At 63.7% G+C, this 15,771-nt stretch carries 15 protein-coding genes; 5 read left to right on the forward strand and 10 right to left on the reverse strand.

The features are described 5' to 3' along the window. Nucleotides 1-5: 5 nt before the first annotated feature. Nucleotides 6-1,652 (reverse strand): chaperonin GroEL, encoded by a 1,647-nt coding sequence (groL, locus tag V1277_RS20230; RefSeq protein ID WP_334417810.1) that lies wholly within the window; start codon nt 1,650-1,652, stop codon nt 6-8. Nucleotides 1,653-1,837: 185 nt separating this feature from the next. Further along, nucleotides 1,838-2,134, reverse strand: a complete 297-nt coding sequence (locus V1277_RS20235) for a co-chaperone GroES (protein ID WP_057842295.1) — start codon at nt 2,132-2,134, stop codon at nt 1,838-1,840. 341 nt (nt 2,135-2,475) lie between these two features. Here V1277_RS20235 and V1277_RS20240 point away from each other — a divergent pair, with 341 nt between their 5' ends. Further along, the gene (locus tag V1277_RS20240; RefSeq protein WP_334417811.1) at nt 2,476-2,985 is read left to right on the forward strand and encodes a hypothetical protein; all 510 of its coding nucleotides are present in this window, start codon (nt 2,476-2,478) and stop codon (nt 2,983-2,985) included. A gap of 160 nt (nt 2,986-3,145) precedes the next feature. On the opposite strand, the gene V1277_RS20245 is transcribed toward V1277_RS20240, so the two are convergent. Then, nucleotides 3,146-3,922 carry a protein phosphatase CheZ gene (locus V1277_RS20245; protein ID WP_334370231.1) on the reverse strand — a complete coding sequence of 259 codons (777 nt, stop codon included), beginning with the start codon at nt 3,920-3,922 and terminating at the stop codon, nt 3,146-3,148. A 312-nt stretch (nt 3,923-4,234) separates the two neighbouring features. On the opposite strand from V1277_RS20245, the gene V1277_RS20250 reads away from it, so the two are divergent. Further along, nucleotides 4,235-5,029, forward strand: a complete 795-nt coding sequence (locus V1277_RS20250) for a L,D-transpeptidase (protein WP_334417812.1) — start codon at nt 4,235-4,237, stop codon at nt 5,027-5,029. Between the two features lie 232 nt (nt 5,030-5,261). After that, complete coding sequence (locus tag V1277_RS20255) at nt 5,262-6,545, forward strand: IS4 family transposase (protein WP_334414870.1); 1,284 nt, start codon at nt 5,262-5,264, stop codon at nt 6,543-6,545. A gap of 230 nt (nt 6,546-6,775) precedes the next feature. On the opposite strand, the gene V1277_RS20260 is transcribed toward V1277_RS20255, so the two are convergent. The 6 genes from V1277_RS20260 to V1277_RS20285 all read right to left on the reverse strand — a co-directional run bounded on the left by V1277_RS20260 (nt 6,776) and on the right by V1277_RS20285 (nt 12,965). Next, nucleotides 6,776-7,573, reverse strand: coding sequence for a DUF2076 domain-containing protein (locus V1277_RS20260; RefSeq protein WP_334417813.1), 798 nt, complete (start codon nt 7,571-7,573; stop codon nt 6,776-6,778). A gap of 145 nt (nt 7,574-7,718) precedes the next feature. Then, nucleotides 7,719-8,564, reverse strand: a complete 846-nt coding sequence (locus V1277_RS20265; RefSeq protein WP_334417814.1) for a ChbG/HpnK family deacetylase — start codon at nt 8,562-8,564, stop codon at nt 7,719-7,721. After that, complete coding sequence (locus V1277_RS20270) at nt 8,561-9,607, reverse strand: glycosyltransferase family 2 protein (RefSeq protein ID WP_334417815.1); 1,047 nt, start codon at nt 9,605-9,607, stop codon at nt 8,561-8,563. The genes V1277_RS20265 and V1277_RS20270 overlap by 4 nt, the downstream gene beginning before the upstream one ends. Before the next feature lie 75 nt (nt 9,608-9,682). Then, nucleotides 9,683-10,660, reverse strand: coding sequence for an ATP phosphoribosyltransferase (gene hisG, locus V1277_RS20275; protein WP_334417816.1), 978 nt, complete (start codon nt 10,658-10,660; stop codon nt 9,683-9,685). Further along, nucleotides 10,657-11,823, reverse strand: a complete 1,167-nt coding sequence (locus V1277_RS20280; protein WP_334417817.1) for an ATP phosphoribosyltransferase regulatory subunit — start codon at nt 11,821-11,823, stop codon at nt 10,657-10,659. Before V1277_RS20280 ends, hisG begins: the two co-directional genes overlap by 4 nt. A 344-nt stretch (nt 11,824-12,167) precedes the next feature. Next, nucleotides 12,168-12,965: a 16S rRNA (uracil(1498)-N(3))-methyltransferase gene (locus V1277_RS20285; RefSeq protein WP_334417818.1), complete on the reverse strand. Its 798-nt coding sequence runs from the start codon at nt 12,963-12,965 to the stop codon at nt 12,168-12,170. Nucleotides 12,966-13,174: 209 nt separating this feature from the next. On the opposite strand from V1277_RS20285, the gene V1277_RS20290 reads away from it, so the two are divergent. After that, nucleotides 13,175-13,828 (forward strand): hypothetical protein, encoded by a 654-nt coding sequence (locus V1277_RS20290; protein WP_334417819.1) that lies wholly within the window; start codon nt 13,175-13,177, stop codon nt 13,826-13,828. A 10-nt stretch (nt 13,829-13,838) separates the two neighbouring features. Further along, complete coding sequence (gene ubiA, locus V1277_RS20295; RefSeq protein ID WP_334417820.1) at nt 13,839-14,774, forward strand: 4-hydroxybenzoate octaprenyltransferase; 936 nt, start codon at nt 13,839-13,841, stop codon at nt 14,772-14,774. Nucleotides 14,775-15,171: 397 nt separating this feature from the next. Here ubiA and V1277_RS20300 read toward each other — a convergent pair whose 3' ends face one another. Then, a complete protein-coding gene (locus V1277_RS20300; protein WP_334417821.1) occupies nt 15,172-15,696 on the reverse strand; it encodes a DUF6101 family protein in 525 nt (174 codons plus the stop codon). Nucleotides 15,697-15,771: the final 75 nt, after the last annotated feature.

Genomic DNA, 15,771 nt, shown 5'->3' on the forward strand with positions numbered 1-15,771 from the left:
CGGGCTCAGAAGCCCATGCCGCCCATTCCGCCCATGCCGCCGCCACCGCCGGGCATCGCCGGGGCGGGCTCCTTCGGCAGCTCGGCGACCATGGCTTCGGTGGTCACCAAAAGGCCGGCCACCGACGAAGCGTCCTGCAGTGCGGTGCGCACCACCTTGGCCGGATCGATGATGCCCTTGTCGACCATATCGACATATTCCTCGGTCTGGGCGTCGAAGCCGAAGGTCTCCGACTTGTTCTCCAGGATCTTGCCGACCACGATCGAGCCTTCGACGCCGGCGTTTTCCGAGATCTGGCGAACCGGAGCTTCCAGCGCCTTCAGCACGATGTTGATACCGGCCTGAACGTCGGAATTGTCGTTGTTGATGCGGCCGACCGCCTTCTTGGCGCGGAGCAGCGCCACGCCGCCGCCCGGCACGATGCCTTCCTGCACAGCCGCGCGGGTCGCGTTGAGGGCGTCCTCGACGCGATCCTTCTTCTCCTTGACCTCGACCTCGGTCGCGCCGCCGACCTTGATCACCGCGACGCCTCCGGCGAGCTTTGCAAGGCGCTCCTGCAGCTTCTCGCGGTCGTAGTCCGAGGTGGTGTCCTCGATCTGCGCCTTGATCTGGGTGACGCGGGCCTCGATGTCCTTCTTCTTGCCGGCGCCCTTGACGATCGTGGTGTTTTCCTTGTCGATCACCACCTTGCCGGCGCGGCCGAGCATGTTGATGGTGACGCTTTCGAGCTTCATGCCGAGTTCTTCGGAGATGAGCTGACCGCCGGTCAGGATCGCGATGTCTTCCAGCATCGCCTTGCGGCGATCGCCAAAGCCCGGCGCCTTGACGGCGGCGACCTTCAGTCCGCCGCGCAGGCGGTTGACCACCAGCGTCGCCAGCGCCTCGCCCTCGACGTCCTCGGCGATGATCAGGAGCGGACGACCGGACTGCACCACGGCCTCCAGCACCGGCAGCATCGACTGCAGGCCGGACAGCTTCTTCTCGTGCAAGAGCACGTAGACGTCTTCCAACTCGGCGGTCATCTTCTCGGCGTTGGTGATGAAGTAGGGCGACAGGTAGCCGCGGTCGAACTTCATGCCCTCGACGATGTCCACTTCGGTCTCGAGCGACTTGTTTTCCTCAACCGTGATCACGCCTTCATTGCCGACCTTCTGCATCGCCTGCGCGATCATCTTGCCGATCGCGGTGTCGCCATTGGCCGAGATGGTGCCGATCTGGGCGACCTCGGAGGAGGCGGCGACCGGCTTGGAGCGCTTCTCGAGGTCCTTGACCACGGCGTGAACCGCGATATCGATGCCGCGCTTGAGGTCCATCGGGTTCATGCCGGCGGCGACCGCCTTGCCGCCCTCGCGCACGATCGCCTGCGCCAGCACGGTGGCGGTGGTGGTGCCGTCGCCCGCGGTGTCGTTGGTCTTGGAGGCGACTTCGCGCAGCATCTGCGCGCCCATGTTCTCGAACTTGTCCTCGAGCTCGATTTCCTTGGCGACGGTGACACCGTCCTTGGTGATGCGGGGAGCGCCGAAGCTCTTCTCGATCACGACGTTGCGGCCCTTCGGACCGAGCGTCACCTTCACCGCATTGGCAAGAACGTCGACGCCGCGCAGCATGCGGTCGCGGGCGTCGCCGGAAAATTTAACGTCTTTGGCAGCCATGTGAGTTGCTCCTTGAAATTGGGTAAACAGCCGCTGCTCTATTCATTCGTCATTGCCGGGCTAAAGCACGAAGTGCGTCTTCGTGATTAGTGACCGGCAATCCATCCTCTTCGAAGAATGATGGATGCCCGGATCAAGTCCGGGCATGACACCTGAGAGCGCGGCAAGCGCTCGGATCTATCGAATTACGTCAGCACGCCCATGATGTCGGACTCCTTCATGATCAGGAGTTCCTCGCCATCGAGCTTGACCTCGGTGCCCGACCATTTGCCGAACAGCACGCGGTCGCCGACCTTGACGTCGATCGGAATCAGCTTGCCGGCCTCGTCGCGGCCGCCCGGGCCCACGGCGGTGATTTCGCCCTGCGACGGCTTTTCCTTGGCGCTGTCGGGAATGATGATGCCGCCCTTGGTCTTCTCCTCGGCATCGATGCGCTTGACCACGACGCGGTCGTGCAGTGGACGGAATTTGGTTTTGGCCATGACGTCTCCTCTTGAAGTTCCTCTGGGAGGCCTGGGGTTTCGGGTCTGTACCACTCGAAAATGGCTGGGAATGCCGGGTATTCGACGCCGCCCCGGGCGGGGTAGCACAACCCTTAGCAATCGTTGTATTTGAGTGCTAAACGTGGAGCCGGGGAATATGGCTTGGCGCCGATCCTGTCAAGCAAACAAGGAGATTAAAGCCTTGGTGAGGCCAATATAGGATGGTGCTTCGGAAACCAAATCGGTGCAGCGGCGTAATTTCAACCGACGTCATTGCTCCGGCAGGCTTTTTGCGGTTGGCTGCTGACGGGAGCGGCCAAGTGATTGCTCGGGGGAATGCGATGATCAGCTCACGTAATGCGCGTACGGTTGCCAATCTGGCGATCGCGTCGGCGCTTTCGATCTTGCTGGCGGCGTGCAGCAGCATGAGCCTGCCGTCGCTGTCATCCAGTCCGCCGCCCGAGCCTGAAGTCGCGCCGGAAATGCCGGCAACCGTCCGCGCCGACGAGATCGTCGGCCGCTGGGGCCTTGCCTCGTTCCAGAATCCCAATGACCGTGCCCGCACCGAAGCCGCGGCGCGCGGGCAGTGCAAGCAGCCCTACGTGATCGGCGCCGGCGCCAATGGTGGCGTGGTCATGCATTTGGCCGATCAGGCGACGCCGCAGGAACTGCGCCTCAAAGGCAGTCCGAGCGGCAAGAACTATATCGGCCCGCCCGGCCCGGCCGGCGGCGACCAGGACCGCGAGATCGTCTCGTTCGACGGTCGCATCATGGTCACCCGCTTCATCGAAAAGGATGCCGCGGTCCGTTACGGCAACATGGTCTATGTCCGCTGCGCGCCGCGGGCGTGATTAGAACGCGTCATTCCGGGGCGATGCGAAGCATCGAACCCGGAATCTCGAGATTCCGGGTCTGGTGCTAGCGCACCATCCCGGAATGACGGTGTGAGAAATAGCAAAAAACGCCGGCATCGCTGCCGGCGTTTTGTTTAGTCCGCGTTAACCAGCCCGATCAATCGAACAGGGCGTCGATGTCGTTCTGCGAGGCGTGACCGTCGTCGCCGTCCAGCTTCGGACCGTTCAGCAGCTTGGCATCGCCTTCGCGGGTATCGACGATCGGGGGGGCGTGCGCCTTGATGGCATCGACGCCACCCCAGATTTCCATCATCTCGACGATGTGCTGTTCGATGAACCTCATCGTGTTCATCACCTTGCTGATGCGCTGGCCGGTGAGGTCCTGGAAATTGCAGGCCTCGAAGATCGAGACGACGCGTTCCTGGATCTCCTCGCTGAGCAGCTTCTGCTGGTCCGGAGAAATGTTCTTGGAAAGCGCGGTCGCCGCCTGGTCGATCGCTTCGGTGGCTTCGAGAATTTGCTGGGTGGCCTGTTCGGTGCCGCCGACGACGGCGCCGAGTTCGCCATTGACCTTGGCCATTTCTTCGCCGTTGAAGCTGTTGCCGTGCAGCACGGCGATTTCGCGCTTGGTGCGGCTGATGGCGTCGTGAATGAGGTCGAGCTCGACCTTCAGCTTCTCGCACTGCTCGATCTGGGCGCGATAGGTTTCCAGCAGCGCATGGTTCTCGGCAACCCCGCGCGCAACGTCTGTGGCCTCGACCGCTGCGGGGCGAGTGTGGCCGAAGGCCGCCATCTGTGCGCGGATCGAGCGCAACTCGGCCATGATCTCGCGATGCATCGGGCCGATCTCGCCGCCTTCAACGGCAGGCATTACAATTGGCGCATCGCCCAGAATGGCTTGTTCGATACGAAAACGTTTGCGACTTACCGACATGAGTTTTTCCCACCCCTTCATTGCCCGGGTGTTTTAAACCATGGCGATTTAACGTCAGGTTCACGGCGCAATATCGCGTGTCGGCGCTTTGCATGCGGGCGCACACCACCGATTAACCATGAGGGGCCCGCGTTCACGCAAAATAAACGCTACCGGACAAATCCGCGCGCGCTTGCCGACGTGGTGAATCGAAACGCGGCTGCTGTTTACCAAACCGATTAGGTTTTGATTTGTATTGATCGCGCGCAGCGGCGTTTGTCGCGCCGTTGCGCTAGCCGCCCCCCGCAGTGACGAACAGTACAGAGTACGTCGATGTCCGGAAAAATCCTTGTTGCGCTCTTCGCGAGCGTGTCTTGCCTTTGCTTCGCCAGTGAGGCTGCAGCGATCGACGCCTCATCATCGACTGAGCCCGCCGTGATCTACGCCCGCCAACCGGCGCCGGTGCGCATGGCTTCTGCCGAACGCTCCAACATGGGCGGCGGCTTCATCGAATTCCTGTTCGGCGATGCGCCGCAGGGCGGGCGCTATCAACAAGCGCCGGCCTATCAGCAGCAGCCGGATTACGGCTATGGCGGGCGGCGCGCGTTGCTGCCGCCGATGGATCCGCACCAGTCGATGCGGCGCGAGGAGGAGGAAGCATTCGACCCCGCGCAGCACCGGCTCGATCCGAAATATGAAAAGCAGGTGGTCGAGTATCACGGCAAGGAAAGCCCGGGCACCATCGTGATCGACACGCCGAACAAGTTCCTGTTCCTGGTGCAGGGCGACGGCAAGGCCCTGCGTTATGGCGTTGGCGTCGGCCGCCCCGGCTTCACCTGGTCGGGCGTCAAGACGATCTCGGCGAAGAAGGAATGGCCGGCCTGGACGCCGCCACCGGAAATGCTGGCGCGCCGGCCCGATCTGCCACGGTACATGGAAGGCGGTCCGCAAAATCCGCTCGGCGCGCGCGCGATGTATCTGGGATCGTCGCTCTATCGCATTCACGGCTCCAACGAGCCCTGGACCATCGGCACCAATGTCTCGTCCGGCTGCATCCGCATGCGCAATGAGGACGTGATCGATCTCTACGGCCGCGTCGGCGTCGGCGCGAAAGTGGTGGTGATCTGATTCCGAGCCGCAAAAATAGTGTCGTCCCTGCGAACGCACTAGGGTTTCTACACGTCTGGCGCGACAGATTGACTCGGTGCGTCATGATGTTATCCCGCTTTGCGGTTTGTATGATTCTGTTTCTGACGCTTTGATTCGAAGGAGCGTCGGAGATGCAGCGAGAGCCGGATTTATCACTTGGCGAGTTTGGCGACGTTCGCCTCGATAAAAGGGGGCGGCGTTTGTTCAGGCTATGCTTTGCACGCGCAGCGTCTGCTTGCGCCAGATGGCGCAGGGTGACTGGGCCGCGTACATGGCGTACTGGCGGTTCGTGAACAATCCGCAAGTCACGACCGATCAACTGATTGAAGGCTGGAGCAGGCAGACGGCGACCGTGGTCAGCGGGCGTCATGTGCTGGCGATCCAGGACACCAGCGAGGTCAAGTTTCAAACGCGGCAGGGACGTCGGCGTAGACTGGGCAAAGTCGGCAAAGGCAATGCCCGCGGCGTGTTGCTGCATGCCATGATGGCGGTCGATGCCGACAGCGGGGCCTGCCTCGGCCTCACCGGCGGCAAGGTGTGGACGCGCAGGGGCACGGTTAAGACCCCTCACGACGAGCGTGAGTTGGCCAACAAGGAATCGGCGCGCTGGGTGACGACGGCCGAGCAGGGCTGCGAGGTTTTGGCTGCAGCGCGCATGATCACTGTCATCAATGACCGTGAGGGGGAGTTCTTTGCGCACTGGGCGTTGACGCCCGGCGACAACGTCCACCTGCTGACGCGGGCCATGCATGATCATGCGCTGGCCGACGGCAGAACACTTTATCAAGCGGTGGAGCGAGCCCGCTTCTGCAACAAGGCGGTGATCGATCTGCCGCAGCGGATGGATCGTCGCGGTCGCCAAGCCCACCTCTCGCTGCGCTTCGGAACCATCGTGCTCAAGCGGCCGGCGCGCCCCGGCGTGAAGGACCTGCCGGAGCGTGTCGAAGTCAGCTTCGTGGAAGTCGTCGAGTTGCACCCCCCGAAGGGGGCTGAGCCCGTTCATTGGCTGCTCTTGACCACTCATTCGATCGCCAATGCGGCCGATGCCTGGCGGATCGTCTCCTGGTACAAGCAGCGCTGGATCATCGAACAGTTGTTTCGCTCGCTGAAGAACCAGGGTCTGCGTATCGAGGACAGTCAGCTCGAAAGCGCCGAAGCCCTGATCAAGCTCGTGGCGATCGCCACTAAAGCAGCATGTATCGTCATTCAGCTCGTTCAGGCCCGCAATGGTGGTGGACAATTGCCGGTCAAATGCGCCTTCACGCCAGAAGAAATCGAAACACTTGCCGCCATCAACAGAACCATGAAAGGCAGGACCGAGCTTCAGAAGAACCCGCATCACCCCTACACTCTTCAGTGGGCGGCATGGATCATCGCCAAGCTCGGCGGATGGACCGGCTACGCCTCGCATCGGCCACCCGGACCAATCACCTTCCACAACGGAATGGCTCGCTTCCAAATCATCGTCGCTGGCAGAGCCCTCGAAAATGCGTAGAAACCCTAGTGCGAACGCAGGGACCCATAACCACCACTGTTCGTTGTAGCGCGAGATAGCAGCTCGAGTCTCTGCCACAACACCCGCCTGTGGTTATGGGTCCCTGATCGCGCGGAGCCTGTCATCGGGCGCGCATTCGCGACCCGTTGGCTTGTCAGGGACGACGGCAGAGGAAAACAAAAAAGGCCGCCCGATCGGGCGGCCGTTTGCGTTTTCATCGCCGACGCGCGTCAGGCGTAATCGCCATCGCCGCCGTCGTCGCCGTCAAAGCCGTCGGCATCATGATCCATGTCGTTGTCCTCGTCGTGCGAGGCTTGATCAAAGAATCCCTGCCGCGAACCACTGTCGTCATTGTTGTCGGCGCGTCGGCTCGACGACCCGATGTCGTTGACTCCGGCATCGCGCGCGAGGTCGCCGCCGGACTGATCGCCCCACGGCCTGCGGTCTTCGACGCCGCCGCTGTGGTTCGCCGTGTCGCCGAACGCTTGATGATTGCCGCCGCCCATCATCCCTCGAATGCTGTTGAGCAGCAGCGATCCGCCGACCACGCCGGCTGCGGCTGCCGCCGCCGTGCCGAGGAATGAGCCGCCACCGCCGCCGGGCTGCGGCTGCTGCGCGCCATAGGGCTGGCCGTAGGTCGGCTGGTTATATTGCCCGGGCGGCGGCGTCTGCTGCAGCACCTGGCCGCTGTTCCACGTCGGGCGGCCGCCCATGTCGGGCGCGCGAACGTTGGGCACCGAGCCGTGCTGCTGATTCTGTCCGAAGATCGCGTCGCGCATCGAATCGAGGAAGCCGCCGGATTGGGTTTGCTGGCCCGCCGCCGCTTCCAATTCCTGGATGCGCATGTCGGCGCGCTTCAGTGCCTCGTCCTGCACAAGCGCGGTTTGCACCAGCGCATAGACCGCGTTGGGCGCGTTGCGCAGGCCCTCCATGATTGCGGACATGGCCTCCGGATCGCGCTTGGCGCTCTCCAGCTTGGCGAGCCGGTCGAAAAGATCGTCAATCAGTTGGCGTTCTTGCGGTGTCATGGCCCTCTCCCTCGCGTCGAATCGTGATCGACGCGCCCAAGGATGTAAGGAAGCCTTTGTGTCGCAAGTAGTGGGCGGCCGAATTAAATTTTGGTATGCGACAAAACGCCAAGCGGCTTTCGCAGATAGCTTTCGCAGATATCTGTCAACTCAATGTGACTTTATTCGCCGCCAGCAATGTCGGGAATCGATCGCTGGCCAGAAATGCGTGTTCCGCCTCGCGCTGGGTGGTCAGGGGATCGAGGCCCTCGAGCGTTTCGTCGACAAAGCCGGGGTGGCACATCACCAGCCCGTCTTCCGGCAGCCCTTCGAGGAACTGTCGCATCAGCAAGCCGAAATCGGGCTCTTTCGAAAAATCATAGGCGCCGGCGAAGACGGGGTTGAACGGGATTTTCGCATCGACGGCGCGCTTGCGAAATTGCGCGCTGAGAACGTCGAGCACCAAAGCCTTCGGCTCGCTAAGCCGTTGGCCCAACGGCTTGAGGCGTCCGCCCTGGCGAACCCAGGCGCTGGGGGCCGCCTCTTTGACCGCGCGCAGAAAAGCGTCGCGCACCCCAGGGAAGAGTTGCGCGTGCTGATGGCCGTCGACGAAATCGGGCGCGCGGCCGAACAGGTCCTTGAAGACTGCAAGCTGGGCTGCGAGTTCGTCTTCGATCATCTCGGAATCGAGCCGCCGCAGCAGGCCCGCGCGCAGCAGCTTCGGAAACGGCAGGAACAAGCCGCCGTCGACCGGCCTGAAGTGCATCGTCAGCGGACGAAACGGCGCAGTCAGCGTCGCATGCAGTCCGATCGCGCAGCGTGGGCTCGCCGCCGCAACTTCCTGCAACGCGGCGACTTCGGTGCGCCCGATCGCGGCGCCGACCACCATCACCGAGGTGGCATTGAGACGGCCGCGGCCGATCAAATCGCGGATGGCGCGGTTGACGCCTTCGGCCAGCCCGTAATCGTCGGCGCATAGCCAGATCCGGCGCGGCGGCGCGGCATCGTTCATTCGGCGGCGGTCCGTTCGCTGGCGCTGGCCGTCGCCTCGCCATCGGCGCGCTTCTCATTGTGCTCGGCGACGAAATAGATCGGACGCGCCTTCAGCTCGGAGAGGATCTTGCCGATATATTCGCCGACAATGCCGATCATGATGAGCTGCACGCCGCCGATCGTCATCATGCCGATCATCAGCGAGGGATAGCCGGGGACCTGCTTGCCGGTGGTCCAGACTTCCCAGAGAATGGTGAGGCCGAACAGGAAGGCGCTGATGGCAAGGAGCACGCCGAGCAGGCTGGCAAAGCGCAGCGGCGCCACCGAGAACGAGGTCAATCCCTCGATCGACAGGCCGATCAGCCGGCCCGGGCTGAACGTGGTGACGCCGTGCGCGCGCGGCGCCGGCTCGTAATCGACGCGGATCTGGCGGAAGCCGATCCAGTTCGACAGGCCCTTGAAGAAGCGGTTGCGTTCGGGAAGCTGCCGCAGCGCGGCCGCCGCGCGTGGCGACAGCAGGCGGAAATCGCCGGCGTCCTCGGGGATCTTCTGCCGCGCGCCCCAATTGATCAGCGCGTAGAAGCTGTGCACGGCCTGGCGGCGCAGGAACGATTCATTGTCGCGATGCGCCTTCGCCGTATAGACTACGTCGTAGCCGTCATCGATCCAGTGCGCGACGAGCTTTTCGACTAGGCTCGGCGGATGCTGGCCGTCGCCGTCCATGAACAGGATAGCGCCGCGGCGGGCATGATCGAGCCCCGCCATCAGCGCTGCCTCCTTGCCGAAATTGCGCGACAGCGAGACGACCTGCACGTCGAGCGCATCGGCGGCCAGCGAACGCGCGATCGCCAGCGTGTTGTCGGCGCTGCCGTCGTCGACATAGACCACTTCGCAGGTGAGGCCGTGGCGCGCCTTCAGCGTCTTGGCGAGCCCGATCAATCGCTCGTGCAGCAAAGCGAGCCCTACCGCCTCGTTGTACAGCGGCACGACAATCGACAAGCCTTTCGCCGCCGCGCTGGCTGCGGTCGTCGTCAGGCGGGAAACGTCAGAGCCGAGCGTCATCAATCAGGTCCCAAATTATCCAACCACATATGTTACCCGCAAGATGCTGTCGCAACGATGAACGAAACGGCAGCCTTATTGCCGCAGGAACGTCTCGAGCCTGGCAAATAACGGGTTTTCGCGGTCGAGCACATAGTCGAGCGAGGCAATCGAGACCGTGTCGGCGCCATGCTCGCGCAGGAAGCTGCCGAGCGCGTAAAGATGCATCGGCGGGCAGTGCAGCGTGAGCATGCCGGACGAGGTCGGCCCGCCGAACGGCGCCACCACGCCAAAGCGGTTATGCGCCTCGCTTAGCAACGCCTCGTTGCAGCCGGCGAAACGTGTGCGCACCTCGCGATATTTGCTGGCCCGGGCTCGAGCTGCGATGTGATCGAGGATGATGCGCGCGGTCTCGCGGGCTTCAGTCGACCAGTCGGCATCGCGGGAGGCGACGAGGTTGGCCTGGCTGCGCAGGATCACGCCGTCGTCGAGCACCTTCAGCCCGTTGGCGGCGAGCGTCGCGCCTGTCGTCGTGATATCGACAATCATCTCGGCGGTGCCGACGGCGGGCGCGCCTTCGGTGGCGCCGGCGCTTTCGACGATGCGATAGTCGACCACGCCGTGGGCGGCGAAGAAGTTGCGCGTCAGGTTGATGTATTTGGTCGCAACCCGCATCCGCCGGTTATGCTGGGCGCGGAAGCCTGTCGTGACGTCGTCGAGATCGGCCATGGTGCGGACGTCGATCCAGGCCTGCGGCACTGCGACGACGACATTGGCGCTGCCGAAGCCGAGGCTGTCGATCAGCAGCACGCGTTTGTCGGCATCGGGGATACTTTCGCGCAACAGATCTTCGCCGGTGACGCCAAGATGCACCATGCCGCGCGCAAGTTGGGAAGCGATTTCGCTCGCCGAGAGATAGGCGATCTCGACATTGTCGAGGCCTGTAATGGTGCCGCGATAGTCGCGCGCGCCGCGCGGTTTTGCCAGCGCAAGCCCCGCGCGCGTGAAAAACGCCTCAGTGTTTTCCTGCAGGCGGCCCTTGGAGGGAACGGCGAGGACGAAGGGGGCGGTCATGCGACGCTCCCTTGCGCGTTGGACTGGCCGAGTTGTGTCAGCGCCTCGATCCACACCGAGAATCCGACCGCCGGGATCGGCGAGGCCGAGCCGAGTTGCGTCATCAGGCCATCGTAGCGCCCGCCAGCGACCAGCGGCTCGACGTCATTACCCCTGGCATGCAGCTCGAATTCAAAGCCGGTGTAATAATCGAGGCCGCGCCCGAACGAGGTGGAGAAGCGCGTCAGCTTGGTGTCGATGCCGCGCGCGGCCATGAAGCCGACACGGCTTTCGAGCTGGTCGATCGCCGCGGTCAGGTCGAGCTTGGCATCTGATGCCAGCGCGCGCAGTTGCTTAACCGATTCATCGGGATCGCCCGCAATCGCCAGGAAGCGCTTGATGGTATCGAGCGCGTCGCGCGGCAGTGCACCGCCCTTCAGCGTCGATTGTTCGAGGAAGCGATCGGCGATTTCGTCGACCGTGCGTCCGCCGACATTGGTGGTGCCGGCGATCGACATCAGGTCGGTGACCAGCGCCAGCGCCGCCTTGCGGTCGGAGCCGGCGAGCGCCGCCAGCACGCCCTCATATTCGTTGCGGCCGGGCGCAGTCGCAAGCGTCAGCCGCTCGATGTCCTCGGCGAGGCTGACCTTGCGGTTGAAATCCTTGATCAGCCGCCGCCGCCACACCGGATAGAGATCGAGCGCATCGATCAGCGCAGTGAACAGCGCGACGTCGCCGGTGCGTATTTCGACATCCTTCAATCCGAAGGCGGAGGTCGCTCCCAGCGCCAGCGCCAGCATTTCGGCATCCGCCGCGGCGCGGTCCTGCCGGCCGAAGGACTCGATGCCGGCCTGCAAAAATTCGCTGGGACGGCCGCCGCGATAGCGGAACACCGGCCCGAGATAGCTGAAGCCCGCCGGCTGGCCGGCGCGTTCCGAGGCGAGGTAATCGCGCGCCACCGGAATGGTGAGGTCAGGGCGCAGGCAGAGTTCCTCGCCGGAGGCGTCGGTCGTGAGATAAAGGCTCCTGCGGATGTCCTCGCCGGAGAGGTCGAGGAACGGGTCGGCCGGCTGCAGGATATCAGGGTGAGCCTGGACGTAGCCGCCTTGTGCAAACGACAATAGCAGCGCGTCCGCCCAGGCGGCGGACCCGGCAGCACCTCTGACGGCAGCGGTCGCGGTCATTTTGCGTCCAAATATCCGGAAAAACCGGGTTCCAGGTTCGTTTGGGGCTCCGCCGGGTTCCGGGGGCCTCGTTGGCGCAGGCCTTAGCACGGCCCGGGCGGCGTTTCGACAGGGATTGGCCAATTGAATTAATGGGGGGTGCCCGGGACTGCTCGGCAGTGAGCTGGGTGGGGAGGTGAGCCCGTAACGCAATGTGAGGTGAGCACGCTCTCCAGGCTCCCTCCCCCTTGCGGGGGAGGGCTGGGGAGAGGGGTAAGCCGCGCACCCGAACGAAGGGATTGGGTGGACCACTGCGCGGTCCACAAGCGGACCGTCTGACAGCGGAGCAAGCGATACCCCTCTCCCTAACCCTCCCCCGCAAGGGGGGAGGGAACCCGTCCGCCGGTGCGTCCCTCACTATTCCGCCAATCACCCAGCGCCGCCTGCACCAGCGCCAGTGCGGCCACGGCTGCCGTATCGGCCCGCAGAATCCGTGGGCCCAACGACAGCCTGAGGATGCTCGGCTGGCGCAACAGAAGCTCACGTTCCTCTCCGGCAAAGCCGCCCTCGGGGCCGATCAATACGTCGATGCCGGAGCTCGCGGCCTGCGCCGCTTGCAGCGCTTGCACGGGACCGCCGACGTCGCTCGCCTCGTCGCAGAACACCAGCAGGCGGCTGGCTTCGCGCTTGTCGAGAAAGCGGTCGAGCGCGATCGGCTCGGCGACGTGCGCAAGGCTCAGGATTCCGCATTGCTCGGCGGCCTCGATGACATTGGCGCGCATCCGCTCGCCGTTCACCCGCGAGACCTGGGTGTGCCGCGTCAGCACCGGCTGCAGGCTTGAGGCTCCCATCTCGACCGCCTTCTGCACCATGTAGTCGAGGCGAGCGTGTTTCAGCGGCGCAAAGACATAGACGATGTCGGGCAGGCGGTCCTGCGGCCGCGTCTGCGCGACAATGCTCAAGCCGTCGGGCCGCTTGCGGCCCTCGATTGCCGCCTGCCATTCGCCGTCGCGGCCGTTGAACACCAAAATGGTTTCGCCGGCCGAGAGCCGCAGCACGTTGCCCAGATAATTGCTCTGGTTGCGCTCCAGCGCGATTCTTTCGCCCTCCCGCAAGGGGGCGTCGACGAACAGGCGCGGGGCGCGAAAATCGAGGTCAGGCATCCGTAATATTCCGTTTCCGCGCCGCTTTTAGCCTAAAGCGCTAGAATCCGGACGCTATTTTTAACTTCCGGGACGCCCCTGCGCCGCGCTGCTGCCCCAATCAACGGGTTGTTAAGCGTCGGCAGGAATCGTAAAAAGTGCCCACCGCAAATTCGCTTCGTTTTCGAAGACGCTGGGGTTGCCTGGACCTAGCCGGAGATACAGCCTTGATGATCCGCCGCCTGATTGTGCCGCTGACCGCTGCCGTCGTGACCGTTCACGCGGGCCAAGCCTTCGCGCAGGGCGCGTTCCCGGCGCCGTTGCCGAACCAGAGCGCCGCGCCTGCGAATTCGCCGTTTCCGCCGGTGAATGGCGCGGCGCCATCGGCCTCGGTCGGCGCTCCGTCGCCGTTCCCCTCGCAGGGCGCTGCCCCGGTTTCCAGGGGATTCAGTGGTCCGCCGCCGCAAGCGAGCGGTTCGGCGGACGCCTGCATGAAAGGCTTCGTTCCCCTGCGCGAGGAAGCCGAGAAGCGCGGCAAGCTGATCAAGGCCGCAAGCGACCGCAAGGCGCCGCCCGATGAAGCCTGCAAACTGATCAAAAATTTCGGCCAGGCCGAAATGAAGATGATCAAATATGTCGAGACCAACTCGGCCCAGTGCGGAATTCCGCCGCAGATCGCCGACCAGCTCAGGAACGGCCACAAGAACACCGAGAAGATGCAGAATCAGGTCTGTGCCGTCGCGCAGCAGGCGGCGGCTGCCAGGCCGGCTGGCCCCAGTCTCAGCGAGGTGCTCGGCTCGTCGGCGGCGCTCCCTGAGGCGCAGACGGTCAGGAAGGGCGGTAGCACCTTCGATACGCTGAACGGCAACGTTCTCGCGCGATGACCCCGACCCGATGAGCGACGCGACTACCCGCGTTGCCGATGCGACCGGCAACTGGGTCGATACGCGCGCGCCGTCCTGGTCGCGGCCCTATTTGCGGCTTTCCCGTTACGACCGTCCGATCGGCTCGTGGCTGTTGCTGATGCCGTGCTGGTGGTCGGCGGCGCTGGCCGCCGGAATCGCGCGTGACATCTCGCAATTGCCGCTCGTGATCGTGCTGTTCTTCATCGGCGCCTTCGTCATGCGCGGTGCTGGCTGCGCCTGGAACGACATCACCGACCGCGACCTTGACGCCAGCGTCGAGCGCACGCGGTCGCGGCCGCTGCCCGCGGGCCAGATCAGCGTGACGCAGGCGTTCGCCTTCCTGGTCCTGCAGGCGCTGATTGGGCTTGCGGTGCTCTTGCAGTTCAACCGCTTTGCAATCCTGACCGGCGTCGCCTCGCTCGTCATCGTCGCGGTCTATCCCTTCATGAAACGCATCACCTGGTGGCCGCAGGTCGTGCTGGGGCTGGCGTTCTCCTGGGGCGCGCTGATGGGATTTGCGGTCACGCTCGGCCGCATCGATCTCACCGCGCTCGTGCTCTATGCCGGCTCGATCGCCTGGGTGATCGGCTACGACACGATCTACGCCCATCAGGACGCCGAGGACGACGCGCTGATCGGCATCAAATCGACGGCGCGCCTGTTCGGCGCGCGCACCCATCTTGCGCTCTCGGTATTGTACTCGCTCGCCGTGGCTTTGATCGGTGTCGCGCTGGTGCTGGGCGGCGCGCACTGGCCGGCATGGATCGGGCTCGTGGCGTTCGCCGCGCATCTGGCCTGGCAAATAAAGACGCTCGACATAAGCAATCCCGCGCTGTGCCTGCGCCTGTTCAAGTCGAACCGCGATGCAGGTCTGTTGCTGTTTGCGGGACTGCTGATTGACGCGGTGATGCGTTCGGTCTCGTAGGGTGGGCAAAGGCGCGTAGCGACGTGCCCACCATCTATCATCGAGCACGCTTCGTGATGGTAGGCACGCTTTCGCTTTGCCCACCCTGTACATACGTGTCCGCGAACTGATTTGCCGCGTACGCCACGGTTGCTCTGAATGAGAGGGCAGGAAGTTCTTAAAACAAACTCGGGCGTACTTCGCCGCGAGATCGCGAAGGTGTGCCGGCGTTTGAGAATTGAATCCGAAAGCTCCTCCGTTGCCCCTGCGAAAGCAGAGACCCATAACCACCGGCCCGCAATTGCTTTATGGGGTCGTTGTTGCTTGGTCTTTTCCGATAGCAACGGCCGCGGAGTATGGGTCCCTGCGTTCGCAGGGACGACAGCAGTTGCTTGGCGAGAGTTCTGCTAAAGCAAACTCAATCCCGCGCGATGATCTCGCGCTCGTCGCGATGAACGGTCTCGGTATTGATGAGATTGCCGCGACGGCGGCGCACCAAAAATTTCGGGCGGCGGGCGCGGATGGTGTTGTGGCGGCGGCGGCGGGCCGCCGGTTCGCGATCATCGTCCTCGGTCAACAGCGGCAGCGCGAAGATGTCGCTCCACATCTGCCAGGCGGAGGCGATCTCCTCGTGGTCGGAACTAACACACAAGGGAATGTTTAAGGACGGGTCGCGATGCGCCAGCACCAGCATCTGTGCGTCGTCGAGACCACGCAGTGCAACGCCGAGAAAGTCGCTGACGCGGACGTTGATCGCCATCCGCATGCCCTTGACGGCACGGTGCAGCACGACGCGCTCGCGATGAAGTTCGATCCTGCGCACGCCGCCGTCCGCACGGGTGTCGTGCGCATGGAAGCTGAGCGGCAGAGAAAGAGGGTCGAGCCGCAGTGAACGGCTCGACCCGGCGGGATTGATCCCGCTTATTGCTGTTTGACGCCTCACGGCTCTCATCTCCCCGCCGGGATTATGTTCCCGGTCGATACGCGAGACCTTAGCCGAGCGATTTCCGTTTCGCCT

Source organism: Bradyrhizobium sp. AZCC 1588 (assembly GCF_036924735.1).
GTDB lineage: Bacteria > Pseudomonadota > Alphaproteobacteria > Rhizobiales > Xanthobacteraceae > Bradyrhizobium.